A 26,115-nucleotide genomic window follows, 5' to 3' on the forward strand; every position below is an offset into this window, starting at 1 on the left:
CTAATAAGGATAAAAATAATGTTCAAGTGGTATCGCGACATCACTTCTCGAGAGCGCAAGACATTCTGGGCCTGTTTCGGTGGCTGGTCGCTGGATGCTCTGGAAGTGCAAATGTTTGGTTTGGCGATCCCGGCGCTGCTCGCCGCGTTCGCCTTGAGCAAAGGTGACGCCGGTTTAATCAGCGGCGTAACGTTGATCACCTCGGCGCTGGGCGGCTGGATCGGTGGGACGTTGTCCGACCGTTACGGCCGCGTCCGCACCCTGCAATGGATGATCCTGTGGTTTTCGATATTCACCTGCCTATCAGCCTTCGTTACAGGCTTCAATCAGCTATTGATCGTAAAAGCCCTGCAAGGCTTTGGGATTGGCGGCGAGTGGGCGGCCGGTGCGGTGCTGATGGCCGAAACCATCCAGCCGAAATACCGTGGCAAAGTCATGGGCACGGTGCAAAGCGCCTGGGCCGTGGGTTGGGGTATTGCGGTGGCTACTTTCGCGCTGATTTATTCCTTCGTGCCCGAAGCCATGGCCTGGCGGGTCATGTTTATGATCGGCCTTCTGCCAGCGCTGTTGATCATCTGGGTAAGACGCAATGTTGAAGAGCCCGACAGCTTCCAGCGTCAACAAAAAGAACAAATCAAACCCGTGAGTTTTTTTACCTCAATGGCCGGTATTTTTCGTCCACAGTTGTTGCGCGTGACGCTGCTGGGTGGGTTGTTGGGCCTCGGCGCACATGGTGGTTACCACGCAGTCATGACCTGGTTGCCGACGTTCCTTAAGACCGAACGCCATTTGTCGGTGCTCAGTTCCGGTGGGTACTTGGCGGTGATCATTGTCGCGTTCTGGTGTGGTTGCGTAGTCAGCGGATTTTTGATCGACAAAATCGGCCGTCGTAAAAACATCATTCTGTTTGCGCTGTGCTGCGTGGTGACGGTGCAGTGCTACCTATTCCTGCCGCTAACCAATACTCAAATGTTGTTTCTCGGTTTCCCGCTTGGATTCTTCGCTGCTGGTATTCCTGCGAGCCTGGGGGCGCTGTTTAACGAGCTGTACCCTGCCGACGTACGCGGCGCGGGCGTGGGTTTTTGCTACAACTTTGGCCGGGTTGTGTCGTCTGTGTTCCCGTTCATGGTCGGCCATATGAGCGAATCCATGTCGCTTGGCTCGGCGATTGGCATTGATGCGGGGATAGCCTATGGCGTTGCGGTCATGGCGGCCATGTTGCTACCGGAAACCCGAGGCCGTTCACTGGATGCCACGGCAGTGGCGTCTGAGGTTTCAGTGAACAAAACAGAAGCCGCCCAGGCTTGATTCTGCTTCCTAACCGCGCGGCCAATTTGCTGCGCTCACTTTTTAGATGAGTTCCATGCCTGATATTTGTCGGTCCGCAAGCCCTCTCCCGATCCGCGGCGTAGACGCCCATGCCCATGTTTTTAGCCGCGCACTGTCAATGGCGTGGGCCCGGCGTTACAGCCCGGGATACGACGCCACGCTGGATCAGTATTTGACGTACTTACGTGTGAGCGGCCTGAGCCATGGGGTGTTGGTACAACCGAGTTTTCTCGGGACGGATAACAGCTACCTGTTGTCTGCCTTACAACAGGCGCCAATACAATTGCGCGGCGTGGCAGTAGTCGACACCGGCATCAGCCGCGAAATGATGATGAGCATGGCCGAGCAAGGCATCGTGGGCATTCGCTTGAACCTGATGGGACAAGCGCTGCCGGACTTTACCGACCCCAAGTGGAAGTCGTTGTTGAGCCAGGTCTCAGCGTTGGGCTGGCACGTTGAACTGCACCGCGACGTTGAAGACTTGCCGATGCTGCTCAGTGCGTTGATGGCGTATGACTGCAAAATAGTCATCGATCATTTCGGTCGCCCGGATGCGTTGCTGGGTGTGGAGCAACCGGCGTTTGCGCAGTTGCTGGAGCTGGGGTTGAGTGGGCGAGTCTGGCTGAAAGTATCGGGCATTTATCGATTGGGTGGCGACCTGCGACAGAACCTGACTTTCGCCCAAGAGGCGATGCCGTTGTTGATTCGGGCGTTCGGCACAAAGCGTTTGGTATGGGGTAGCGATTGGCCCCACACCCAGTTCGAAGGGCAGATGGATTATGGCTCCGCGGTTGAGCAGCGTAGGCAACTGGGTTGGTCGGCGCAGGTTGAACAGGCCATATTGGTGGATGCGCCCCGAAGCTTGTTTGGGCTTGCGTGTTTGTAGGCGCCGCCGAAGGTTGGTTTAGGCCAGGGTCGCGGGCACCGACACGACGTTCAGCCGGATTACGCTGCTTGTCAGACCAAGCCCTAAGCCAGCGCGCTACCTCGGCGGCAATCAAGAATCAGACTCGCACCACCCGCAGGGCTGGTGTCGATTCGCAGTTTGAACCCGTGCAAATTGATGATGGCGGCAACGATGGACAAACCCAGGCCGAAGCCACTCTGCTGAGTGCCGTCTGCGCACCGGTAGAACCGTTGAAATACAGCGTTGCGTTCCGCGACCGGGATACCGGGACCGGAATCTTGGATTTCGATGCGCGTGTTGTCGCCTTCGCCGTAGGCGGTGAGGACGACCACACCACCAAGGGGGCTGAACTTGATGGCGTTGCTCAGCAAGTTGGCCAATGCTTCAAACAGTAACGCACGGTCGCCGATTAACGTCGGCAAAAAGGACGCTAACCGCAATTCCAAGGTAAGGCCGACCTCTTCAGCCACCGGCAGATAAAACGCGTAAAGCTCGTGTAGCAAAGCTCGTGGGTCAAGTTCGACGAAGCCTGAGCGGCGTTGCTGGTCTTCAAGTTCCGAGATACGTAATAGGCCACGAAAGCGCGCCATCAAAGTGTCGGCTTCTGCAATAACTTGGCCCATCTGCATTGCTTGCGTAGAGTCTTGTGCAGACTGCTGTTGAATGCGGTACAGCTGAGCTCGCAGGCGGGTCAGCGGGGTCCGTAGGTCGTGGGCGATGTTGTCACAGACGCCCTTGACCTCGTGCATCAGCTTTTCGATGCGATCCAGCATCGCATTGACAATCACAGCGAGCATGTCCAGTTCGTCACGGCGGTCAGACACCGGTAGCCGACGGGCCATGTCACCCGCAACGATGGACTCTGCGCTGGCCTGGAGGCCGCGAATTCGGCGTAACGGTCGGCGACGCAACAAATGCCACCCCGCAGCGCCGGGAATAATAGTCAGGGACATGGCCCACAGCAAGGCGTGCCAAATGATGGCAGTGACAGCAAACAATGAACCGTTGTCGCGCACCAAAATCAGCCAGCGCCCGTCGTGGGTTTGGGTAGCTACCGCGTCGCAACTGTTTTGCGGCAACTGCGGGTCGTCGGAATCTATGCAGTCGCTTAGTTCATGAATGTGGCCATCCATAGGTAAATTGGCCGGGATGCTGCTTACCGGTCCGCTGATGGGGCGAAATTCGCTGTCGAATAACCCATAAGCGTCCACGGCGCGCATGTCGGATTTCTCGCTGGTGTTCAACGCATCAATCAACTGATAACCCTGAAACCGCGAAAAAAGATGTTGCCGTTGGGTTAGCGAGTGGCGGGCGAGCGTGTTCAGGTAGCTGGTTACTTCCCAATACAGCACGCCCATAAGGATGCTGCTCCAAGCGACGAACAGAAAACTATACAGCGCCAATAGACGGCTGCTCGATGAGCGCCAACCCTTAGAGGGGTTCAGCAATGACATAACCCGAGCCTCGTACGGTCCGAATCAGCGGTGTCAGGCTGGGGCCATCGATCTTTTTGCGTAGACGCCCAATGTGCACGTCTATCAGGTTTGTGCCGGGGTCGAAGTGGTAGCCCCAGACCTCCTCGAAAATCATCATCCGAGTGATAACTTGCCCGGTGTTGCGCATCATGAATTCCAGTAGTTTGTATTCAGTGGGCAGCAGGCTTAGGGGCTGATCGCCTCGGCTGGCTTCGCGGCTGATCATGTTGAGTGCAAGGTCCCCGACGTGCAGCACGGTCTGGGCCTCACTTACGGGATTGCGTCGACGCAGCAACACTTCGACCCTGGCGGCCATTTCATCGGAGGCAAAAGGTTTGGATAGATAGTCGTCACCCCCCGCACGCAAGCCCCTCACTCGCTCGTCAACATCGGACAGCGCACTGATCATCAGAATCGGTGTGCCGATGCCCAGAGCCCGCAAGGTGGTGACGATGGCCAAACCGTTCACATCCGGCAACATGCGGTCCAGCGTGATCAAGTCATAATCGCCGCTTACAGCCCTTATCAGCCCCTCTCGTCCGTTGTCGACCCAATCAACATCGAATCCATGACTGTTCAATTCGGCAACGATTTCTTGCGCCGTGACAGCATCGTCCTCGATGGTCAGAATTCGGGTCATGGGGGGAACACCTAAAGGGGTTACGGCTCAGGGCGGCATTTTGCTCTTAAATGATGGGTTAATTTTTAAAAATTAATTTATTGGCCTGCACAGTGGCGGTACCTCTGCCAGCCATTTGCTCTTGCAGGCCTTGTACTGCGGGAGTTTGACTAGTGCCCAAAGCGCTTTGGGTCTTTTTCGCGGTTGTCTGTTTTTTCGCTTTCGCTACGGATTTGCGCGTGGCTGATCAGGGCGAAGATGAAACTGCCGCCGATGATGTTGCCCGCCAGCGTCGGTCCAGCGAAGGTTAGCCAGAAGTCTTTCCAAGGTAGCTGCCCGGCAAATACCAAATAAGACACTTCGGCCGAGCCGACGACGATGTGAGTGAAGTCTCCCAGCGCCATCAAATACGTTATGAGCAGGATGATCCAGATTTTCGCGTTTTCCATGGAGGGAATCATCCAGACCATGGTGGCGATCATCCAGCCGGAAATGATGCCCTTGGAGAACATTTGGCTCACATCGTTCTCCATGACCTTATGACCTATATCGAGGAAAGCTGCATCGGTTCTAAGATCAAAAATCGGTAGATGCAACATCACATAGGCGACCAGCAACGTACCGGTCAAGTTGCCGACCAGCACGACGCTCCATAAGCGCAGCAGCCGTGCGAAGTTACGCAAGGTCGGTTTGCTCATGACCGGCAACACAGCGGTCAGGGTGTTTTCGGTGAATAACTGTTGTCTCGCCAGAATCACCGCGAGGAACCCTGCTGAATACCCCAGGCAGGCAATCACCTTACTGGCTTCGCCTGCGGGCAGGCGTGCATTGAATAAGCCCATCGCCATCAGCGACAAACCCATGGTCAAGCCTGCGGCCAGAGCCGACCACCATAACGCAGCCACGCTGCGCTCCAGCTCTTGGTCGCCTTGCAAGCGAATGGTTTCATGCAGCACCGCCGCACGAGGAGGTTGGTTTTTGTCGACGTTTTTTTCTTCTGCCTCGGACAGCCCTGGGGTTTTGCCGTCTGTTTTGCTGGCCATAAAAGTCCTTGATTCGGGTACGGAGTTTATTTGTGGCGCATGGAATGCTGCACGGCGCTGGTGGTTAAGACACAATCCGCTGTCGAGCGTTCGGCCCTTTCCTTTTTCAGGCCGAGGGCGCGAGTTTTGCGAGCACAGTCTATTTATTCAGGAGAAATACCGTGAGCATCCTCATTCGTGAAGCGACCAGGGCCGATGCCGAGGTGATCCTCGGCTTTATTACCGAACTGGCAACCTACGAAAACGCCGAACACGAAGTATTGGCCCGCGTAGCGGACATCGAGCGCAGCCTATTCGATGAACCATCCCCGGCGCGGGCTTTGATCTGTCTGCTCGATGAGCAGCCAATTGGTTTCGCGGTCTACTTTCTTAGCTACTCGACTTGGCAGGGGCGCAAAGGTCTTTACCTGGAAGATTTGTTTGTCTCTTCGCGTCACCGTGGCGTGGGTGCCGGGAAAAAACTGCTTCGCCATTTGGCCAAGTTGGCTTACGACAGCGGTTGCGGACGCTTTGAGTGGAGTGTGTTGGACTGGAACACCCCGGCTATTGATTTTTACAAATCCATCGGCGCAGAGCCCCAGGAGGAGTGGGTCCGTTATCGCCTGGCCGGGGATACGTTGAAAGGCTTCGCGTTGGGCGAGTGATCTTTGCTGATGCTGAATACTTCGTCGGACTCAATGCGTTGCACCCCAGCCAGCAGCATCGTTTCCCACGCGGTGTCGAGTGAGCCGTTTAAGTCTATGGCGCGGCAGGCGTCGGCGATGACAAAGGTGTCAAAACCCTCTGCACAAGCATCTTGGGCCGACCATGCGACACAAAAATCCAAAGCCAGGCCGACCAGAAATACAGTGTGTATGCCGCGATCCCTGAGGTAGCCAGCAAGCCCGGTGCGGGTGCAGCGGTCGGCTTCAATAAACGCAGAGTAGCTGTCGATGCAGGCGTTATAGCCCTTGCGCACAATCAGCTGAGCATTGGGTAGCTCAAGGTCGGCGTGTAGCTGTGCGCCGTGGCTGTTTTGTATGCAGTGATCCGGCCACAGGGTTTGTGCGCCGTAAGGCAGGTGAATGTTGTCGAACGGTTTGCGTTCGGCATGGCTGGAGGCAAAAGAGAGGTGGCCGGCAGGATGCCAGTCCTGAGTGATGATCACGTTGCGAAAGCATGCCCCGAGTTGATTGACCAGTGGCACCAAGGCGTTGCCATCGATGACCGCCAGTTGCCCTCCAGGCATGAAATCATTTTGCATATCAATAACCAGCAGCGCGCTACCAGAGCTGTTGGGGGAAGAAGCGCTTGAAAAAATCATGGTCAGCTCCGCCTTGAGCGTCATCCGCGGTGGCGGAAAGTCGCAGTGTGCCTCACTCGGCGCAGAACCATAAGCCGTTGTTGAGCGCCTTAATCGATAAAGCTGCGAATTAGTAGACGGTATCGCCGGTACTGTCTCTTCGCGTATTCATCCCCAAAGGCTCGACTCGGTATTACCCCAGCACCCTAATAGGTTCTCCTCCGTGCCAAGCCTGAATGTTTTCGATCATTTGGCTAAAGAATATCCGGTAGTTGTTCTCGGTGACGTAACCGATGTGCGGCGTTGCCAGCACGTTGCTCAAGGTACGAAACGGATGATCGACGGGCAGGGGTTCCGGCTCAAAAACATCCAGCGCTGCGCCGGCAATATCACCGCGTTGTAATAAGCCAATGAGTGCCGCTTCGTCGACGATGGGACCGCGCGCTGTATTGATCAGATAGGCTGTAGGCTTCATCCAGCTCAGCGCTTGGGCATCGACGATGCCGCGACTGCGGTCGCTGAGGACCAGGTGCACACTTAGCACATCCGATTGTTCAAACAGTTCGCGCTTGGTGACGTAGGTCACGCCGACTTCAGCAGCACGTTCGGCGGTAAGGTTTTCACTCCAGGCGATCACTCGCATGCCAAATGCCTGGGCATATTTAGCGACCCATTGACCAATATTACCCAAGCCCAAAATACCCAGCGTCTTGCCATACAAGTCGCCGCCCAAGCCGATTTGCCACCCGCCTTGGCGGAGGGAATTGGCTTCCCCCACCATGTGGCGGGTAATGCCCATGATCAATGCCCAAGTCAATTCGGGCGCGGCGTTTTTGTAGCTGGCAGTGCCGCACACTTGAATGCCCAAGCGTGCCGTAGCGTAGAGGTCGATTGCGGCATTGCGCATGCCACCAGTGACCAGCAGCTTCAGACGTGGTAATTGGCTTAATAATGCATCGTTGAACTGTGTACGCTCACGCATCACGCAAATTACGTCGAACGACGCTAGCCGGGTGATCATGGTGTCGGCGTCTGCCGGGAATTCGTGCAAAAAACTTAGCTCTGCGAAGGTGCTGAGAACGGTCCAGTCCACCACGTCGCTGGCTATTGATTGCCAGTCATCAAGGACGGCGATGTGCAGGCGAGAATGCTCAGTCATTCAAAATGCCTCGATAAGGTGCGCTGGAATTTTTCGCAGCAAACAAGGGCTTGCTCCTGAATTTCATTTTTTATGCAATAAATGATTCGTAGAACGATGTTCTAACCAAATAATCCCGCCGCGATATTGATCGAAAACCCCAAAATCGCTGTATTGAACACAAAGCCAATCAACGACTGCGCCAGCACGGTCTTGCGCAAATCTCGGCTGGCGACACCGACGTCGGCTGTTTGTACGGCAACGCTGATGGTGAAAGAAAAATACAAGAAGTCCCAATAGTTCGGATTTTTTTCGCCATCTGCAAAGCGCAATGCCGGTTCCGGAGTGTTGGCGGTATAGAACAGCCGCGCATAGTGCAGGCTGAAAATCACCCCGGTCATCAGCCATGAACCCACCACGGTTACCCCGGTGAAGCCGTAATGCCAAGCTTTGAGGCTGGCGCTGAGGTCTTTGCTACCGATCAACTCCACGCTGATAGCTGCCAGGCTGGCAATCGCTGCCACGCAAACCATGGCCAATACGAGCCCGGCATTTTCATCTTCAACAATGGCAAAACGTTTGACGTCGTCGGCACCCGCACGATTGGTTCGCCATATCATCAGCATCAGGTATGTCCATACACCGATGTTCCAGCCGATCAATATGTGGGTGGTTGGCGTGAGTCCGGGAACAACGAAACTGCAGACGATTCCGCTGGCGCAGCCAATCAATCCAGCAACGGTCAGGCGGGGATGAGTATGGGCAAGATGAGGCATTGGGAAGCATCGCGGTCAGGGTCTGTGCAAACCTTAGCACGGCCTTTGTGTTAGATGAAAAAACCGCACGCTGGTGGGCCTGTGTCGTAAAACCGTCGGGGCGAAAAGCCGCAGAGGAGTCTATGATTCAGCGCTATGATTGAGGCAAACTCCTCTGATTCCCCTCTATGCGGAGCCTTTTATGTTTGCGCTTGACCACGCCCTTGCCCAAGACATCGTTGACCGAGCTATGGCGATTCTGCCGTGCAACGTCAATGTGATGGATTATCTGGGCATCATCATCGGAAGTGGTGAGGCCGACCGTTTGTACACTCGGCACGAGGGCGCGCAGTTAGTGCTGGCCAATCATCGAGTGGTGGAAATTGACTCGCAAACTGCCAAGCACCTGAGCGGCGTCCGGCCGGGGGTCAATTTGCCGTTGATGCTCGATCAGCAATTGGTGGGCGTGCTAGGTATCACGGGCGAACCCGATCAGGTTCGGGTCTACGGCGAGTTGGTCAAGATGACCGCCGAAATGCTTATGGAACATCGGCGCCAGCAAGCGGACCAAAATTGGCGGCATCAGCGCAGCGAAGATTTACTCTCCAGGCTGTTGCTGTCCGACTGCCCCGACGCGTTGGTTGAAGAGGCTGAACACCTGGGATTGCAACCGCAATTACCGCGTCAAGCGGTCTTGATTGAACTGCCAGCACACACGGCTACGGCCAATCAAATAAGCAATTGGCTGAATACTCGTTACACCAACAGTTGGTGCGTCGTTCGCGAATCGACGCTGGTGTATTGGTGCCGAGCCAATGGTAAAGAGCGCGACGACGCACTGCTGCTGGAGCAACTAAATGAGCAGGGTTGGGCAGCACTGCGCTTGGTCACCGTGGAGCAATCTGCCGATCTGTCGACCTTACGCCACGCGTGCGCCGCCGCTCGAGATTTGCTTGATTACGCGCGCCACGTTCATCCACAACAACGGCTCTTTCGTTTGGCGGTGCATCGGCTTGCGGTATTGTTTTGGCGTTACCGAAATGATTGGCTGGCTCAAGGCATCGCTGATCCCATCACCCGATTGCAGCACAGCAATAGCAGCCTGTTGCTGGAAACTTTACGCAGTTGGTTCGATTACAGCGGCGAAAGCCAGGCCTGCGCCGACGCGTTAGGCATTCACCGTAATAGTCTGCGTTATCGTCTGGAAAAAGTTGCCGAACTCAGCGGCTGCGATCCCTATCGAACCAACGACCTTCTGCGCCTTTACTTGGGTTTGCAAATGACTGCGCGCGTTGTTAATGAGTAAAACGGTCGCGACCTTTGTTCCGATGACCAACAGCCTGTGACGTTAGTTGTGCGAAGGTCAGGCGGCAAACGTGGGCCGGGGTGAGAACATCCACGTATTACGGACAGGAAAATAATCATGAAAATCGTCATCGCCCCGGATTCTTTCAAGGACAGTCTGAGCGCTCAAGCTGCGGCCATTGCTATCGCGAGCGGCCTTGCCGAAGTCTGGCCTGATGCCGAACTCGTTCAATGCCCGATGGCAGATGGCGGTGAAGGCACTATCGAGGCGATTTTGGCGGCGTGTGATGGTCATTGGATGAGCGCCTCGGTAACTGGGCCGCTGGGAGATGCGGTTGACGCGCAATGGGGTTGGCTAGCGCAAAGCCGCACCGCGATCATCGAAATGGCCATGGCCAGCGGCCTGCAACTCTTGACCCTGGAACAACGAAACGCCTGCCTCAGCAGTACTCAAGGTACAGGCGAATTGATCGGCGCGGCGCTGGATGCCGGTGCGCAACGGATCATTTTGGCTATTGGCGGCAGTGCGACCAATGACGCAGGCAGCGGCATGCTGTCGGCACTGGGTGCGCGGTTTCTGGATGCCCAGGGGCAGCGTGTGGAGCCGGGCGGCCTGGCATTGGCGCGGGTCCAACGGATCGAAATGGATGGCCTCGACAAGCGTTTGCGCGACGTGTGCTTTGAAGTCGCTGCGGACGTTGATAATCCGTTGTGCGGTCTGCATGGGGCGTCGCATGTCTTTGGGCCGCAAAAGGGCGCGTCACCGCAGCAAGTCCTGGAATTGGACGCGGCGTTGGGGCATTTCGCCGATCAATCTGCTGAGGTGCTGAACCGCGATCTACGGGACGACCCCGGATGTGGTGCGGCGGGTGGCATGGGCTTCGCCGCCAAGGCGTATCTGAATGCGACCTTTCGTCCCGGCGTGGACGTAGTGGCTGATCTGGTTGGACTGGCCGATGCACTGGAGGGCGCCGACTGGGTAATTACCGGCGAGGGTCGTTTCGACGCTCAGACTCTGCGTGGTAAAACGCCATTTGGGGTTGCCAAAATTGCCCAGCACAAAGGCGTTCCGGTGATCGTTTTGGCGGGAACGCTGGGGGAGGGCTATGCCCAGTTGTACCAACACGGCATAAATGCGGCTTTTGCGCTGACCAGTGGCCCGATGACCCTCGATTATGCATGTCGTAATGCCGCCCAATTGTTACACGACCGAGCGCGTGATCTGGCTCGGGTGTGGCAGTTGGCGTCGTCACGCTAAGGGTATTTTTGGCCTTTTTTGTAAAGCGTGAGGTAACTGCAGCCTAGCCATTCATGCAGACGTTGGCCGTCGCTCAAGCAACGAAAAAATCCCGGGGACATCCACCGTGCATGGCCATCTATATTTGGTGCGCCGCGCCCCTTACGCAGATCGTTGAGCCACAGGGTCCGGGTTTCGAAAGAGATGCGCGTCAGGGCGCTGCTATTAGGCACGCCTGCATGGGCATGGGCTCCGGAAAAGGCGATGATCGAACCGGGCGCGATCACCACGGGTTGCCCAAGGCTAGCGTCCACGGTTTCAAGTAAATGCGGAGTGGCCTGGTCAGCGTCTACCGAATTACGGCCGCCGGCTTGGGATCGCGCTAGCACTGACGCAAGGTCGAACTCAGCACTGGTGTTTTGCAACGGTTGGTCCCATAAATGCGGGTACATGGCAAATGTTCTTTGCGCACTCACGGGGTAAATAGGCGCCCACCAATTGGTTTGCGCATACAGATTCGAACCCCAGGTATCACGATGAAACGCAATGGTTGCGGTTGCACGTGCACGAGACGCTGGGGCGTCGGAACTGGGTGGCGGTTGAAAGCGTAAGTGCAGCCGGTCACAGGCAAGCTCCATAGGGTCAAGGCCGATGTCTTCCATGAGCTTGACCCAGAGGCGATTTGCTTCGTGTGCCTGATGAAAATCAGCTTGGCAGCGAGTGAATCCTTCGGCTTGTTGGGCGTGGGACCAGTGCTGATGAATCAGCGCAGGGGTGTGGGGAAACAGCGCCTCGCGCAGAAACTCATCGGCGAACGTCACCAGTTTCGCCATCGCCGGTTGGGCGTCGATAGCCAAGATTTGCCCTTTGTAAATCCGCTCGTGGACGTCGTTGGGGGAGCAGGGCAGAGCTAGTGCGTGGTACATGATTGATGCCTCGAAAACGGCGACGTATTGAACGCGCCGCTTCGCGATCCATTGCTGACAAGCGCGCTTTTACAAATCAAATCGTGCATTTACGCCGGACTCATCTGCACCGAGGGAATCGGGTTACGCATCAAGGTGCCCACCAATATTGCACCGAACAACGCCAACAACCCGGCTAGCCAGAGAAGGGTGCTGAAACCTGCGACAAAAGCCTGTTGCGCCAAGGGCTGAATCACTAAGCGAGCACTCTCTGTCAGGGGCGACAACGCGGCGGTCATATCGCCGGCCACCACACGCGAGGCGATGTAATCGGTTTGCGTCAACCATTCGGGGGCTTCCGTGTGCAGACTGCCACTCAACGCCTGTTGCGTGTGGCTGGCCAATACCGCGCCGTAGATCCCGATTGCCAACACAATGGCGCTGAAACGCATGGTGGTGCTCATGCCCGAGGCCATGCCTGCACGATCCCGCGGCACGCACGCCATAATGTTTTTCTGGGTATCACCATTGAGCAAACCGGCCCCAGCTCCGGTGACTGCAATGGCGCAAGCAAAACCCAAGTAACCGCCGACAGAGGCAGCCCATGCGCTGAGCAGGTTGCCGCAGCCCACCAAGACCAGTCCGACAGTCATCATGCCTGCCGGTGAGAGATGGTTCGACAACCGCGCACCAATTTTCGGGAAGATCAGCATGGTCGCGGCGAACGGCAGCATGCCCAGTCCTGATGCAATGGCGCTAAAGCCCAAGCCGTTCTGCAGGTAGAACGGCAGCATCGTCATCATCACCTGAGCGCAGCCAGCGTAGGCGAACATCCCGAGCAGCGCTCCGATGAAGCGTGGGTGTTTGAACAATTGCAAATCAACCATCGGCCGATGCTGTAGGCGTTCCACCACAACGAACAGTGCCAAGAGCAGCACCCCGCCGGCCATGCGCAGGGTGGTCAGGCTGTTGTCCCAGCCAATACGATTGGCTTCGATCAAACCCCAGATCAAACACAACAAACTGCCGCTGAATGCCAAACTGCCCCAAGGGTCCAGTCGCGCCGATTGTTCATTGCGCGACTCGGGGATGTTGCGCCAGACCAAGAACATCAGCACCGCACCCACCGGCAGATTCAAGTAAAAAATCCAACGCCAGCCGACGAAAGAAGCTATCAACCCGCCGACGGTGGGCGCTGCGGTCATTGCCACGCCCATGCACGCCCCCCAGAACGCCCAAGCTTTAGCGCGTTCGGTTTCGTCGTGAAAGACGTGGCCGATAGTTGCCAGCGCCGAGGTCAGCAGCAACGCCGCACCCACACCCTTGATCGCACGTGCGATGTCGAGAAATAAGATGTTGGGCGCAGCGCCGCAGCCCACCGACGCCAAAATAAATAGCACTAAGCCGCTGATCAGGGTTTTCTTGCGGCCGAAGCGATCAGCAATGCTGCCAGCCGGCAACAGCAGTGCCGCAAACGCCAGCATGTAAGCACTGACCACCCATTCAATGTCGGCGAAGCCCGCCCCCAAATCTCGGGCGATGCTGGGGAGCGTGACGGCGACGATATTGGTGTCCAGAACAATGAGCGAGCAGACACCGGAAGCGGTCAACAAGGTCATACGCGGGCTAACGATTTTCAATTCTGCCTCCGGGCGCTTATGCTTATGATTGTCTTGCAGGTAACGCTATCAGCAGCATAAAGCAAAGGTTTCAGCCTATGATTACCCATGCAGTAGGATTTCATTACCTTTGAGCTAATTCGACTATGGAAATACGCCACTTTCGCTACTTTCTGGCCGTTGCGAAGCACCGGAATTTCACCAGGGCTGCGGAGCAGTTGGGTATTGCCCCGCCGACCCTGACGCGGCAGATTCAAGACCTGGAGAATGAACTGGGCACACGGGTGTTCCTGCGGCAGCAGCGAGAAGTCAGCCTGACTGACGCCGGCCGGGCATTGCAGGTAGAGGCTGAACTGGCGGTGAGGCAGTTTGAAACCGCGCAACTCAACGCACAGCGCGCCGGACGGGGCGAGACCGGGCATATCGAATTGGGTTATGTTGCGTCGGCGGTATTTTCCGGTGCGTTGCAGCAGCAAGTCAGCAGCTTTCGTCAGCGCTATCCCGACATTGGTTTTGCCATCAGCGAGAGCTTGATGCCTGCGTTGCCGACGTTGATTGAGGAAGGGCGGCTTGATGTCGGCTACATTCGCTCACCGATGCATGTGCCCGATTCGCTCAGCACCCTCAGCCTGGTGGCGGAAGGCTTCACTTTGGCGGTGCCCGACAGCTCATGGTTGTGCCGTCTGAAAGACCTCAACGCCGTGCATTTGCAAAATGAAACGTTCATTCTTCCCGAACAGATCTCCGGCACTTTGCAAGTGGCGGCCCACGGTGGCTTCGCGCCAACGCTCGGGCCGCAGCCGGGTGGACTGGTCTCGGTCATCGCGTTGGTTTCCCTTGGACAGGGTGTGGCGGTGGTGCCTGAATCGGTGGTGGACCATATCAACTTGCCCAACGTGGTGTACCGACGCATTCAGGACTGCCAACCTTCGTCATGCTTGTCGCTGGTGTATCGACGATTCGAGAAGGCTCCGGCCGTAGCGCACTTTATAGAGCACGTGAAGCATTGCGCAGAGTAAGGCGCGCTCGTGGTACCAACCCGTTTTGTGGCAAAAATGCTTGAGGAGTTTAACCAATGATCGATCACCTGGACCACCTGGTGCTGACCGCCACCAATGCCCAAGCTGCTCAGGATTTTTACGTTCGCGTGTTAGGGATGCAGCTGGAGACCTTTGGTGCAGGGCGTATAGCGTTTACGTTCGGTCATCAGAAAATAAACCTGCACATTAGAGGGCATGAGTTCGAGCCCAAAGCCCACCAGCCGGTGCCTGGGGCATTGGATTTATGCTTTGTCGCATCGATCCCATTGGATCAGGTGATCGAACGTTTGAGCGCGGCCAATTGGCCAATTATTGAAGGCCCCATCATGCGCACTGGCGCCACCGGACCCATTCGTTCGGTGTACCTGCGTGACCCGGATCTGAACCTGATAGAGATTTCTGAGTACGTTTGACCCGCGATTGGGAGTTGCCTTGCCGACGAAAACGTTAATGCCAGCAACCCAGGTTTCAGGTCGATATAGGCGGCGCAACGATAGGCCTTTCGTAGGCAAGCATGCCTCCACAATTTGTGCGGCTGCTTGCTATCAAACGTGTCAATGAAATCCTGGCGCCGAGTTTCAGGGCTTGGCGGCCTCCACAGGTACGCGACCATAGATATCGGTGAAGCGAACGATATCGTCCTCGCCCAGGTATTCTCCGCTTTGCACTTCGATCATTACCAGATCGATGACGCCAGGGTTGACTAAGCGGTGTGTGCGGCCCGGTTTGATGAAGGTTGACTCGTTGGTGTCTAGCAAGAATTCATTTTCGCCATTGGTGACCAGCGCCATACCACTGACGACGATCCAGTGTTCACTGCGGTGGTGGTGCATTTGCAATGACAGCGACGCTTGCGGGCGGACCATGATGCGCTTGATTTTGAATCGCTTACCTTCTTCAAGGATGGTGTAGGTGCCCCATGGGCGGGTGACGGTTCGGTGCAGTCGATAAGCATCATGGCCCTGCCGTTTGAGCTCCTTGGCAATAATGCTTACATCCTGACTACGTTTCGCGTCGGCGATCAATAAGGCGTCAGGTGTGTCAATGATGATTAAATCGTCCAGACCGATACCGCCCACTAGTCGTCTTGGTGAGTCGATGTAGCAGTTGGTCACGTCCTGTAATACGGTCTGGCCATTGCATTGGTTGCCGTTGTCATCGGTTGGGCTAAGTTCGCGCATCGCTTGCCATGACCCGATGTCGCTCCAGCCAAGCTGGCAAGGCACCACCGCGACATTCTGCGAAGGCTCCATAACTGCGTAATCAATGGAAATATCCGGGGCCAAAGCGAACAACTCGGCATTCAATTCCAATTGCAACTCGTGATCGCCTTCCTTGCATTGGCTTTGCTCCAGGCAGGCGCGTACGGCGGCCAGTACGTTGGGCGCGTGCTCTTGTAACTCCCGTAGCATAGTGTCGGCGCGCATGCAGAACATGCCTGCATTCCACAAATGAAGGCCGCCGTCCAAGTAGTCTTGAGCGGTCTCGGCATTGGGCTTCTCGACAAAGCGCGCCACCTGGTAGGAAGAGGTGTTTAGCATTTGGCCTTTTTCGATGTACCCGAAGCCGGTTTCCGCTTTAGTCGGGACGATGCCGAACGTGGCCATCCAGCCTTTATCTGCAAGTTCTCGTGCCACAGCAACGGCTTCGGCAAAGGCTTTTACGTCCTTGATCAGGTGATCAGCGGGCAGCACCAACAGGTGCGCATCTTCGCCGTATAACTGGGCGACATGCAGTGCGGCCGCAGCGATGGCCGCCGCTGTATTACGGCCTAACGGTTCGAGAATAAAGTCTAGTTTTGCGCGGGTAGTGTTCAACTGCCGATAGTCGTCCACCATACGGAAATACACGTCGCGGTTGGTTACGGTGAGAACTCGATTGACCTCTGGCAGCCCGCAGGCTCGGACGAAGGTCTTTTGCAACAAGCTCTCGCCATCGGGCAGGCGCATGAATGGTTTAGGCATGGCCTCCCGCGATACCGGCCAAAGACGGGTGCCGGCGCCGCCAGCGATGATGCAAGGAATGAGGATGCTCATTAGTAAGCCTCGCGAGTAAAGAGCACTGCCGGAACAGTGCGGAAAAGGATGTATAGATCGAACCATACCGACCAGTTTTCGATGTATTCAAGATCGAACTCGACACGTTTCTCGATCTTCTCCACGGTGTCCGTTTCCCCCCGATAGCCGTTGATTTGCGCCAATCCAGTGATCCCCGGCTTGACCCGATGCCGAGAGGTGTATTCCTTGACGACTTCTTCAAACAGGATGCCTGCGGCCTTTGTTGCTGTAGCGTGGGGCCTTGGACCAACCATCGACATGCTGCCAGCCAAAACGTTAAACAACTGCGGCAGTTCGTCCAGGCTGGTTCTGCGGATAAACCGGCCTACACGAGTGATTCTGGCGTCACCCCGGACAGTCTGAATTTCAGCATTTGCATCCGCTTGATGCCGGTGCATCGAGCGGAACTTGTAGACTTCAATCAAACGGTTGTTATACCCATAGCGCTTTTGCCGAAACAGCACCGGCCCACGAGAGTCGAGCTTTATGGCGATGGAAACTGCGAGCATCACTGGCGCAAAAATTAGCAGTGCGATGCTCGACAAGAGCATGTCTTCAAGCCGTTTGAAGAACGGTGACCAGCCATTCAATGGAACGTCGGATGCGTTGAACATGGGTAGGTTGGCGACTTCGGTGATTCGGTTGTGGGCATGTCGGAATGCAACCATATCGGGCACTAACAACACGTTAACCGGCAATCTACGCAGTTCGCGAATGATGTAGTCCATACGGTTTTCCGCAGTCCAAGGCAGAGCGACTAATACTTGAGTGACTTTTTCTTCGCGAATGAGCCGTTCCAGGTCGCCCGAATTCCCTATCAGCGGCAGATTTGCCACAGTCGCAGGCATACGCCCAATGCGGTCGTCGATGAACCCGCAAACTCCAGATCGAATATCCTGATTCTGTTCGAGGTATTCAGCCAAACGCTGACCATTTTCGGTAGCTCCCAGAATAATCGCGTTCTGCAGAAAGACGCCTTTGTGCATTAGGCGTTGGAAGGCCATCAGTACCAGCAACCGTTCAACGCCGAACAGCACGAAGCTGGTTGCGAACCAGAGCATCAACTGAACGTTGGAAATATAACTGAGCAATGAAAGCGCCTGGTGCATGAACAGCAACAAGCAAAATGCTGAAGACCAAGCAAAAAGGGTTAGGCGAAAGCGTAAAAGGTTGCTGAAAATAGTTTCTGAATACACCCCTATGGCTTGGAAGATCAGCACGCTGATGAATCCAAAAAATAGCAGCACCGCCAAGTAGCTTTTCAGTTCCACAGGATAGTCGTTTTGCCAAAATGCCAAAATCAGCAACCCTGGCAAAATACAGGTGATGCCGTGCATTACCCGAACCCCGAATAGGAAGTATTCGACAAGGCTAGTTCGCGTCAGCAGAAGACTGTTAACTGGTCGCAAGCGCATAAAACTCCTTACTCCTTTACGGCATGAAACGTTGCCGGATTTCGCACTGCAACGGCCATTATTTACAAAAAAGTCAATAAAATGGCTTTTTAGACCACTAACTCCATGAAAGCCAATATTTTGTCGAATAAACCACAGCCGACTCTTTGTTTTCAATGGTGCTCTGTCTAAAAAACAGAAATATCTTCAATCGGAGGGTAAAAACCACGATATCAGGTAGTCAGTTCACTCAGCTGAATAGGCAGGTTCAAAGCATAAATCCAATAAAGCCGTGCCTGCCTTCCAGCGGGTCAACGGAAAGAAAATTTATACGTCGAGCCGGATTTTTTTTAGTGGCCTTGGGGTCTGACTCTTCACAAGGATATTGGTTTGCCTCTGGTAGGAATCTAAATGACGCAGCGCACGGCTCTTTTGATACTTCACGGGAAGCAAGCCCTTAATGAAGAGGTACGCGCCGCGGTTGGGGCCAAACGTGAAGAGGGCTGGCAGCTTGGAGTGAGGGTGACTTGGGAGCCCGGAGATGCCCAGCGGCTGGTGAACGAGGCGCTGGCCGCGGGTTTCCGGACAATCATCGCTGGCGGCGGTGACGGAACATTGCGCGAAATTGCTCAAGCCTTAGTATTGGCGCACGCCGAGTATCCACACCAAGTCAGCCTGGTATTGCTGCCCATGGGAACTGCCAATGATTTCGCGCGTGCGGCTGGTGTGCCAATGGCTGCCAAAGCGGCGTTGGACCTGCTTGAGCTGCCAGCTCGGGAAGTGGATGTCGGGGATGTCGACGGACAATTGTTTTTGAACATGGCAACCGGTGGCTTTGGTAGCCAGGTTACTGCGAGTACCTCTGAAGACCTGAAGAAAGTATTGGGTGGTGCGGCTTACTTGTTTACTGGGCTGTCACGCTTTAGTGAATTGCGCGCGGCCTATGGTGAGTTGACCGGACCTGACTTTCATTGGTGTGGCGACCTTTTGGCACTGGGTATCGGAAACGGCCGCCAAGCGGGCGGCGGGCATGTGTTGTGTCCTACAGCCCTGGCTGATGACGGTTTGCTGGACATCAGTATTTTGCCCGCGCCTCAAGAAGTCGTGAGCACCCTTAAAGGGTTGCTCGAAGGAGGACTAGGCATTGACAACATGTTCGTGCGTGCACGTCTGCCGTGGGTTGAACTCAAATCGACCCGTGGTTTGGACATAAATCTCGACGGTGAACCGTTGAGCGGCGAGAGCTTGCACTTTTCGGTCCGACCGCGAGCGTTGCGGGTGCATTTGCCCGAACACTCACCGCTGTTGGGTGACATCGAGCCGCTCAATCGTCGAGGCTGATAATTCGTTCGCGAACGCAAAACAACACCAAGCCTGCGACGTCGAATATCTGCAAGCGCTTCATGATTTGCGCTCGATGAGTTTCGATTGTCTTTATGCTCAAACCAAGACCCCCGGCAATTTCTCGGGTGGATTTACCGCGAGCGATCAAGCGAAGGATTTCTGTTTGGCGGCTGGTCAAATTGTGCGCAACGACGCGTTCGGGACGGCGCGCGTGGACGCTGATCAATGCTTGATTGATTACAGCATGGGCAATAGCAGGGCTGAGGTAACGCTCGTTATTGCGAAGTGCGGTCAAGGCCTGTTCGAGTTCGGTGCCGGTTGCGTCTTTGAGTAAGTAACCATGGGCACCTCTCTCCAGCGCACGCATGATCATCTGGGGGTCGGTGTGCATCGACAAGATCAGTACGCTGCTCAGGGGCAGCTCATTGAGCAACTGCTCCATGGCATCCAGACCATTGGTGTCCTTCATGGAGATGTCCAAAAGGATAATGTCCGGCCGCAAGCGTCGCGCCAGTTCGAGTAATTGGGAACCATCGTCGGCTTCGCCGATCACGGCATAACCTGGAAACTCTGAAATCAGCGCACGCACACCGGCCCTGATCAGCGCGTGGTCATCGACTAGAAGCAGGTTGCACGTCATAAGCCCCTGCTTGTATTGGCGCGTTCGCGAGCACGGGGTGCCCAAGGAAAAAGAGCGTCAATGTGGGTGCCCTCGCCGGGGTGGCTGTAAACCTTTAACGTACCGCTCAGCAGCGCAATACGTTCTGCCATACCCGCCATGCCACGTTGCCCTTGTTGCCCTGGGTTTTTAGCAGGCAGAAAACCGATGCCATCATCTGCTATGTGCAGTAATAGTCCTTCTGGTGAGCGCTGCAAACGGACCAAAAGATTGTTTGCGGCGGCATGTCTCAGCATATTAGTCACGGCTTCTTGAGTGATTCTAAACGCCGCAACCGCGACCTCTTCCGATATGCCAGACAAGCGCTGATGACATTCCAAACTCCAATGCACAGCCGTGTCACTCAGCGTGCGCGACAGATGCGCACGCAAGCTGGCTTCTAGCCCAAGACTGGCCAGTTGGCGAGGATTGAGAATAGCCGATACATCGCGCACCTTCGTGAGCGTCTCTTCCAGCGTTGTACATAGCGTTAAAAACTGTTTCTCCAGTTCCACCGGTATATGGCGTTGCAGCAAGTCGCTTTGCAGTTTGGCGGCGGTAAGCATCTGCCCAATGTCGTCATGCAGTTCGCGGCTAAGCCGATGACGTTCTGTCTCTTGAACTTCAAGCATGCGTTCAGCCAATTCTTGTGGCTGAAAATTAATCGAGTTACCTGACCTGCGTTGCACATACCAGACGCTGGCGACTGTCGCTAGGTTTAGCGCTAACAGTTCAGGCGGCAATGCCATTGCGGCGAGATAAACTGCGAGATTGCCTGCGATCAATCCCCCGCAGAGTGCGACTGTCAACCAGCGAGCGTTATTTTTGCTCAGAGACCGAAATTTGAGTGATTTAATGCTGGCATACATAGCGAAAAAGCCATTTGATGTTCGCTGCGGATAACCCGATCGGATTGCTATCGGGTCAATATCAGTTCTAGAAGAATGCAAATGAGTGCGTTAACGCCGCGCAAAGTTGCGATAGCGCAAGAACAGGTGGTTAGCGTAGCGCCTTGAAAGTCGATGCGCGACCCAAACGTGCATTGTCAGCCCGCAGGGTCGGCTGAGGTTGATCAATTAATGTCTGTGGGCCGGGACGTTTAATCGCAGCGCCAAGGAGGGCGACCATGTTGCTGTCGGCATGAGACTGGCTAATTCATGTTCGAGTCCGGCGATGGTCGCAAATGAGTACAGCAATTCCACTTGTTCGCTGTCATCGAGGGGCAAAAGCCCGGTGGTTGCATCGACCAGTTCAAGTTGCCAAGCGAGGAGGGTGAAGCAGTTTTCCAGCGCTCGTAACGCATCACCCTGCAACGTGGTATGGGGGTAAGCCAGGCTTAGCAAGCGACTGATTCGCAAGGAAAAATCAGTGATGCCGTCTAGGCCCAACTCGTCTGCCTTATGAGCAAGGGTCAACAAGGTTCCAAGCAAGCATTCGATAGCGTCTTTGTCATTAGCAAATAGCTCCAAGTGACTCAGGCATTCGTCTGACTTGGCAAGAAGCTTTTGGGCTTCCATCAGAAAATCGGGGAGCATATGTTGCCACTCAATGTCCTTCAACATGCTTTATCTCCACAGCTCTTGGTCAGCGAACGTAAATCTCGCTTGGCGAGTGGCCTCAAGTTAATGTTGAAACCAAACGGAAGTCTGTAGGCCGTTTCCGAATCTTGTTTTTTAACTGTATAGATCAACTCGATCCACTGTCTGCAAGACCGTCTCACAAGGCTTGGGTCATTCCTTTCACCGCCCATGACGGCATGCCTCGCTGGTCTAGAAACATAGGCGATAGCGCTTTTCGTATTGTTTGATCTGGGTCGTGCTATCGCCGACACAAGCCTGGCTCCGATGTTGCGATGAGAATAGCGTCACATTAATGTCTATTGCACAGGGCGAATATCAGGTTGGGCCTGACGGCTGCTCAGGGATTCCCTTAATATTAATATGACATCAATAGCTCCGTGCCATACTTCCTACCCATTAAGGTCTTGCGCGTTTCAGCCGATAACCAATGAAGCGCTCTAATACTCGAACCATTCCCCAGGAGTCATAATGGCCGGCATTCTCGACACGGTAGATCAACGCACGCAGCTGGTGGGTGAGAACCGCCTGGAAATCTTGATGTTCCGCCTAGTGGGTCGGCAGTTATTTGCCATCAACGTATTCAAGGTTCAAGAGGTGCTGCAGCTACCCAAGCTGACATTAATGCCGCAGCGTCATCCCTTTGTTTGTGGCGTGGTCAACCTGCGTGGACAGACATTGCCGGTCATCGATTTGTCCCAGGCCATTGGCATGCGTCCTCTGATTCCAGGGCCAAACAGCACCATCATCGTCACTGAGTACAATCGCTCAGTTCAGGCATTTCTCGTGGGTGGCGTAGACCGTATCGTTAACATGAACTGGGAAGCTATTCTGCCGCCGCCTGCTAGTGCGGGTCGTCAGCATTACCTGACCGCGATCAGCAAGGTCGATGATCAGTTGGTAGAAATCATTGACGTAGAAAAAGTCCTCGCCGAAATCGTGCCTTACAACGCTAAGGTGTCACGCGAAAAGCTCTTGGACCCAGTGTTAGAGCTTGCCCGAGGCCGCGAGGTGCTGTTGGTTGATGATTCGAACGTAGCGCTGTCGCAGCTTCGCGAGACCTTGTCTCAGCTCGGGGTGAAAATGCATGTGGCCCGTGATGGCCTCAAGGCGCTGAACATGCTCAAGGCTTGGGCGGACTCCGGCGAAGTCATGACCGACAAGCTGTTGATGATTTTCACTGATGCCGAGATGCCAGAAATGGATGGTTATCGGTTGACCACCGAAATTCGCAGCGATCCACGTTTGCGTAAGTTGTATGTAGTGCTGCATACCTCGCTATCGGGCAGTTTCAACGATTCGATGGTAAAAAAGGTCGGCTGCGACAATTTTCTCTCCAAATTCCAGCCGGATAAATTGGTGGATGTGGTGCGAGAGCGTTTGATGCTCGATCAGGCCTGATCACGGTTGCAGATTTGATTTAAGGCGCAGCAGGGGGGGTTGTCTAGGGCGGCGGCAGCTCGTATAAGTTGGGTTTTTCGTATTTAGGAAAACTGACCATGTTGCGCCTAAGCGCTCTTTATCGATTTCCACTCAAATCTGGTATGGCCGAGCCGCTTCACCAGGCGATGTTCGACGGGCTGGGATTGGCCGGAGATCGTCGCTGGATGTTAGTGGAAGAGGGCACCGGACGTTTTTTCACCCAGCGTGCCATGCCGCAAATGTCGCAGTTATCGGCTTTATGGAATACTTCTGGCGGCTTGACCTTAAGCGCACCGGGTCTTGCGGCCTTGGATGTTCCCGTGCCGGAAAGTACCGAGGCTTCGTTGCGTGGCGTGACTCTTTGGCGCGACACCCTGCGCGTGCCGGACGCGGGCAATGCTGCCGCGCACTGGCTCAGTGAATTCATGGGGCGGCCTACGCGCATGGTGCATGTCCCGGCCGATCGGGCACGCTGGTTGCCTAGCGGCTACGGCAAGGTTGAAGACAAAGTCGGTTTCGCCGACGGCTTTCCATTGCTCTTGATAGGCCAGGCATCCCTTGATGATTTGTCGGCAAAAGTTGGGCGGCCATTGGAAATGCTGCGCTTTCGACCAAATCTGGTAGTTGAGGGCAGCGAAGCATTTGCTGAAGATGGCTGGAAACGTATCCGCATTGGCGACATTGAGTTTCGACTGCTCAAGGGATGCACACGCTGCATTCTTACCACCATTGATCCGAAGACCGGCGAACGCTCGCCGGATCGCGAGCCTATGGTGACCCTGAAAACTTATCGTGAGCGCGAAGGGGACGTTTGGTTTGGACAAAACATGGTCAATGATGGGCCGGGCACGCTTGAGGTTGGCATGCCAGTGTCAGTGTTGGAGTAGGCACGCAGCGGTGATTCGATACACCGCCTTTGGGGCCAAGCCAGAGTATGCATATGACATGGCTATTGGGCTGACACAGAAAAACCTCAAGGCGCCAGGCTCGCCTGAATGCCGCAGGTCGCGCACGCGCTTTGGGCAACGCTGCGTTAGCTATTCAATATCTACAAATCGTCAAAAAACCGCTCATGCCAATCCACCAGCGGTTGCGGCGAGTTGAGTTTTTGTCCGTAGATGACCGAATAAGACAACACATTCTCTACGTACTGACGGGTCTCATCAAACGGAATGCTTTCAACCCAGACATCGAACGCCAGGTGGTTTGCACCTTTGAGCCACTGGCGCACTCGCGCTGGGCCGGCATTGTAGGCTGCCGAGGCTAGCACGCGATTACCGTTGAACTGACTATGCACTTGGCTAAGATACGCTGCGCCCAACTGGATGTTTTTATCGGGATCAAGCACTTGCTGTGGCGATGCCAGCGGGATGCTGAACTTGCGTGCGGTCTCCCGGGCGGTTGCTGGCATCAACTGCATCAGGCCGCTGGCGCCGACGCCGGAGCGGGCATCGTCCATGAACGCGCTCTCTTGGCGAGTAATGGCAAACACCCAGCTGGAATGCAACCCGCGCACATTAGCTTCGCGCACGAGGGTGTCGCGGTGAGCCATTGGGAAGCGGATGTCCAGGTCGTCCCAATACTTCGCTTGACTCATGGTGCGGATGGCTGGGAAGTACCAATGCATGTCATAGGCAAGCTTCGCCTGGGCAACCATCTCGTCACGGTTGAACAGGCGGCTGACGTAGTACCACTCGCGTCGGCCGTCGACGATTTCACCGCGATCATGGAACTCCAGCGCCCGACGCACACCCGGGGTGTTGCGAACCTTATTGATAATCTGCTGGCTGAGCATCAGTGGACGGTTATTCAGTTGATACGCAGTTTGCGAGCGGTCCGCAGCGAGGAAGCCATAGAAGTCACGTTCTTTGGAGACGGCTTTGTACAGCGAAGGCACCAGCGGATTGTTGGGCTGCGACAGCTCCAGTGAGCGCGCTTTCCAGTAGCGCCAGCGGTTGGTGGTAGCCAAGTCCTGAGGCAGTCGTCGGGTCAGCTGGTACGCATCGTCCCAGCGGCCCAGTCGCAACAGTAAGCGCAAACGCCATTCGGTGACCGTGTCGTCGCGAAGGTCAGGATCGTATTTAGTCATCACCTCCAAGGCACGGCCGTCGAAGCTACGCGCCAGCGTGAGGCCGATCTCCTTGGCAATCGCCACTTGCTCGTCACGGGAGAAATGCATTGTCGCGGAGTAGTTGTCGAGCATCTCCAGGGCTTTCTGCGGGTCTTTCCTGGCCAAGCGACGCAGGCCCAGGCCCACTACGTCCGACATGGCCTCATCGACGGGCTTGAAGCGCGAAGGGTCGTTAAGTAGCTCGGGCTTCTGTGCAACCGCGATCAACAGGCGTCCTTGCGGCGCGAGGGTCACTAGGCTGTCGACCAAGGTCGTGGCTAGGCTGTAGTTGCGCGCAGAGGCCGCGAGCTTGGCGCGTTTCCAGCGTTTTTCTTCGGTCAATTGACCTTCCGCTGCCCAGCGCGCGAAGAAACCGTCACATGAAGCTGGCAATGTCTTGCTGGTCATCCACAGTTTTTCGGCGTTGGCGTACCCTTCCGAGCGCAAATTGTGGCTCAGTTGGTATTGACCATACAGGCAGTCCAGCTCTACGAAGTTGAGCTTAGGGTCGTAGTACTTTACGAAGGGTTGCCAGTCGCCACGTTCGGCCAACCAACGCAGCCAACGCAGCTTCATCCAGTTGGCCTGGGGCAGATCACCGTGCTCCGCGAGGAATTCTTCAATTTCTGCGTTGCTGGCGGTTTTAAGGCGAGCAGTCAGTTCGTCATATTCTAGATACGGTTCCAGCGGATAGTCGGCAAGCGCTTGGCTGTAACGCATATAAGGCCCGGTATCGCCTTTGGCCAATGCCCGTTTTGCTTCATCGTAGTACTGACGTTGTTGGGCAATGTCTCCAGCCAGTGCAGATTGGGCGGCGGTGACAGAGACAAGCAAGCAGGATAAAAGGCCGAGCAGACGACTGCGCATGAGACTTCCGTGCAGAGGAATCGATAAAAGTG

24 protein-coding genes are annotated in these 26,115 nt (G+C 55.4%); 10 read left to right on the forward strand and 14 right to left on the reverse strand.

Annotated elements, in window-relative coordinates; genetic code table 11:
- The first annotated feature begins 18 nt into the window (after positions 1-18).
- Positions 19-1,308 carry an MFS transporter gene (locus tag QN378_RS03615; protein ID WP_322202292.1) on the forward strand — a complete coding sequence of 430 codons (1,290 nt, stop codon included), beginning with the start codon at positions 19-21 and terminating at the stop codon, positions 1,306-1,308.
- Positions 1,309-1,363: 55 nt separating this feature from the next.
- Positions 1,364-2,215, forward strand: a complete 852-nt coding sequence (locus tag QN378_RS03620; RefSeq protein WP_323549432.1) for an amidohydrolase family protein — start codon at positions 1,364-1,366, stop codon at positions 2,213-2,215.
- A gap of 83 nt (positions 2,216-2,298) precedes the next feature.
- Here the strand turns inward: QN378_RS03620 and QN378_RS03625 are convergent, their stop codons facing one another.
- The 3 genes from QN378_RS03625 to QN378_RS03635 form a co-directional block, all read right to left on the reverse strand.
- Positions 2,299-3,690, reverse strand: a complete 1,392-nt coding sequence (locus tag QN378_RS03625) for a HAMP domain-containing sensor histidine kinase (protein WP_322202296.1) — start codon at positions 3,688-3,690, stop codon at positions 2,299-2,301.
- Entirely contained in the window at positions 3,668-4,351 is a 684-nt protein-coding gene (locus tag QN378_RS03630; protein ID WP_322202298.1) for a response regulator transcription factor, read from the reverse strand. The genes QN378_RS03625 and QN378_RS03630 overlap by 23 nt, the downstream gene beginning before the upstream one ends.
- Before the next feature lie 149 nt (positions 4,352-4,500).
- Positions 4,501-5,373 carry a formate/nitrite transporter family protein gene (locus tag QN378_RS03635; RefSeq protein ID WP_322202300.1) on the reverse strand — a complete coding sequence of 291 codons (873 nt, stop codon included), beginning with the start codon at positions 5,371-5,373 and terminating at the stop codon, positions 4,501-4,503.
- Between the two features lie 161 nt (positions 5,374-5,534).
- Here QN378_RS03635 and QN378_RS03640 point away from each other — a divergent pair, with 161 nt between their 5' ends.
- On the forward strand, positions 5,535-6,017 hold the full coding sequence (locus tag QN378_RS03640; protein WP_322202302.1) for a GNAT family N-acetyltransferase: 483 nt from the start codon (positions 5,535-5,537) through the stop codon (positions 6,015-6,017).
- On the opposite strand, the gene pncA is transcribed toward QN378_RS03640, so the two are convergent.
- From pncA to QN378_RS03655, 3 genes are all read right to left on the reverse strand, one after another.
- Positions 5,969-6,676 carry a bifunctional nicotinamidase/pyrazinamidase gene (gene pncA / locus QN378_RS03645; protein WP_322202304.1) on the reverse strand — a complete coding sequence of 236 codons (708 nt, stop codon included), beginning with the start codon at positions 6,674-6,676 and terminating at the stop codon, positions 5,969-5,971. The genes QN378_RS03640 and pncA overlap by 49 nt on opposite strands.
- 172 nt (positions 6,677-6,848) lie before the next feature.
- Entirely contained in the window at positions 6,849-7,814 is a 966-nt protein-coding gene (locus QN378_RS03650; RefSeq protein WP_323549431.1) for a D-2-hydroxyacid dehydrogenase family protein, read from the reverse strand.
- A 101-nt stretch (positions 7,815-7,915) separates the two neighbouring features.
- On the reverse strand, positions 7,916-8,569 hold the full coding sequence (locus tag QN378_RS03655) for a DUF1345 domain-containing protein (protein WP_322202308.1): 654 nt from the start codon (positions 8,567-8,569) through the stop codon (positions 7,916-7,918).
- 181 nt (positions 8,570-8,750) lie between these two features.
- On the opposite strand from QN378_RS03655, the gene QN378_RS03660 reads away from it, so the two are divergent.
- Positions 8,751-9,854, forward strand: a complete 1,104-nt coding sequence (locus QN378_RS03660; RefSeq protein ID WP_322202310.1) for a sugar diacid recognition domain-containing protein — start codon at positions 8,751-8,753, stop codon at positions 9,852-9,854.
- A 117-nt stretch (positions 9,855-9,971) separates the two neighbouring features.
- Complete coding sequence (locus QN378_RS03665; protein ID WP_322202312.1) at positions 9,972-11,111, forward strand: glycerate kinase; 1,140 nt, start codon at positions 9,972-9,974, stop codon at positions 11,109-11,111.
- Here QN378_RS03665 and QN378_RS03670 read toward each other — a convergent pair.
- Complete coding sequence (locus QN378_RS03670; RefSeq protein WP_323549430.1) at positions 11,108-12,016, reverse strand: hypothetical protein; 909 nt, start codon at positions 12,014-12,016, stop codon at positions 11,108-11,110. The two genes, QN378_RS03665 and QN378_RS03670, sit on opposite strands and share 4 nt — an antisense overlap.
- Positions 12,017-12,105: 89 nt before the next feature.
- On the reverse strand, positions 12,106-13,635 hold the full coding sequence (locus QN378_RS03675; protein WP_322202317.1) for an MFS transporter: 1,530 nt from the start codon (positions 13,633-13,635) through the stop codon (positions 12,106-12,108).
- Positions 13,636-13,760: 125 nt separating this feature from the next.
- On the opposite strand from QN378_RS03675, the gene QN378_RS03680 reads away from it, so the two are divergent.
- Together QN378_RS03680 and QN378_RS03685 are read left to right on the forward strand one after the other, a co-directional pair.
- Positions 13,761-14,633: a LysR family transcriptional regulator gene (locus QN378_RS03680; RefSeq protein WP_322202319.1), complete on the forward strand. Its 873-nt coding sequence runs from the start codon at positions 13,761-13,763 to the stop codon at positions 14,631-14,633.
- Between the two features lie 56 nt (positions 14,634-14,689).
- Positions 14,690-15,067, forward strand: a complete 378-nt coding sequence (locus QN378_RS03685; protein WP_322202321.1) for a VOC family protein — start codon at positions 14,690-14,692, stop codon at positions 15,065-15,067.
- Between the two features lie 165 nt (positions 15,068-15,232).
- Here QN378_RS03685 and QN378_RS03690 read toward each other — a convergent pair whose 3' ends face one another.
- Together QN378_RS03690 and QN378_RS03695 are read right to left on the reverse strand one after the other, a co-directional pair.
- On the reverse strand, positions 15,233-16,690 hold the full coding sequence (locus QN378_RS03690) for a mannose-1-phosphate guanylyltransferase/mannose-6-phosphate isomerase (RefSeq protein ID WP_322202323.1): 1,458 nt from the start codon (positions 16,688-16,690) through the stop codon (positions 15,233-15,235).
- Entirely contained in the window at positions 16,690-18,126 is a 1,437-nt protein-coding gene (locus QN378_RS03695; protein ID WP_322202324.1) for an undecaprenyl-phosphate glucose phosphotransferase, read from the reverse strand. Before QN378_RS03695 ends, QN378_RS03690 begins: the two co-directional genes overlap by 1 nt.
- Before the next feature lie 390 nt (positions 18,127-18,516).
- On the opposite strand from QN378_RS03695, the gene yegS reads away from it, so the two are divergent.
- A complete protein-coding gene (gene yegS / locus QN378_RS03700) occupies positions 18,517-19,446 on the forward strand; it encodes a lipid kinase YegS (protein WP_322202326.1) in 930 nt (309 codons plus the stop codon).
- On the opposite strand, the gene QN378_RS03705 is transcribed toward yegS, so the two are convergent.
- The 3 genes from QN378_RS03705 to QN378_RS03715 all read right to left on the reverse strand — a co-directional run bounded on the left by QN378_RS03705 (position 19,430) and on the right by QN378_RS03715 (position 21,669).
- Positions 19,430-20,089, reverse strand: coding sequence for a response regulator transcription factor (locus QN378_RS03705; RefSeq protein WP_322202329.1), 660 nt, complete (start codon positions 20,087-20,089; stop codon positions 19,430-19,432). The two genes, yegS and QN378_RS03705, sit on opposite strands and share 17 nt — an antisense overlap.
- Positions 20,086-20,976 (reverse strand): sensor histidine kinase, encoded by an 891-nt coding sequence (locus QN378_RS03710; RefSeq protein WP_322202331.1) that lies wholly within the window; start codon positions 20,974-20,976, stop codon positions 20,086-20,088. Before QN378_RS03710 ends, QN378_RS03705 begins: the two co-directional genes overlap by 4 nt.
- Positions 20,977-21,183: 207 nt before the next feature.
- Positions 21,184-21,669 carry a hypothetical protein gene (locus QN378_RS03715; protein WP_323547062.1) on the reverse strand — a complete coding sequence of 162 codons (486 nt, stop codon included), beginning with the start codon at positions 21,667-21,669 and terminating at the stop codon, positions 21,184-21,186.
- Positions 21,670-22,155: 486 nt separating this feature from the next.
- On the opposite strand from QN378_RS03715, the gene QN378_RS03720 reads away from it, so the two are divergent.
- Together QN378_RS03720 and QN378_RS03725 are read left to right on the forward strand one after the other, a co-directional pair.
- Entirely contained in the window at positions 22,156-23,085 is a 930-nt protein-coding gene (locus QN378_RS03720) for a chemotaxis protein CheV (protein ID WP_322202335.1), read from the forward strand.
- A 98-nt stretch (positions 23,086-23,183) separates the two neighbouring features.
- The gene (locus tag QN378_RS03725; RefSeq protein WP_322202337.1) at positions 23,184-23,993 is read left to right on the forward strand and encodes an MOSC domain-containing protein; all 810 of its coding nucleotides are present in this window, start codon (positions 23,184-23,186) and stop codon (positions 23,991-23,993) included.
- A 161-nt stretch (positions 23,994-24,154) separates the two neighbouring features.
- Here QN378_RS03725 and QN378_RS03730 read toward each other — a convergent pair whose 3' ends face one another.
- Complete coding sequence (locus QN378_RS03730) at positions 24,155-26,083, reverse strand: transglycosylase SLT domain-containing protein (RefSeq protein WP_322202339.1); 1,929 nt, start codon at positions 26,081-26,083, stop codon at positions 24,155-24,157.
- Between the last annotated feature and the right edge of the window lie 32 nt (positions 26,084-26,115).

This window comes from Pseudomonas sp. 10S5, from assembly GCF_035019745.1.
In the GTDB taxonomy this organism is placed as follows: Bacteria; Pseudomonadota; Gammaproteobacteria; order Pseudomonadales; family Pseudomonadaceae; genus Aquipseudomonas.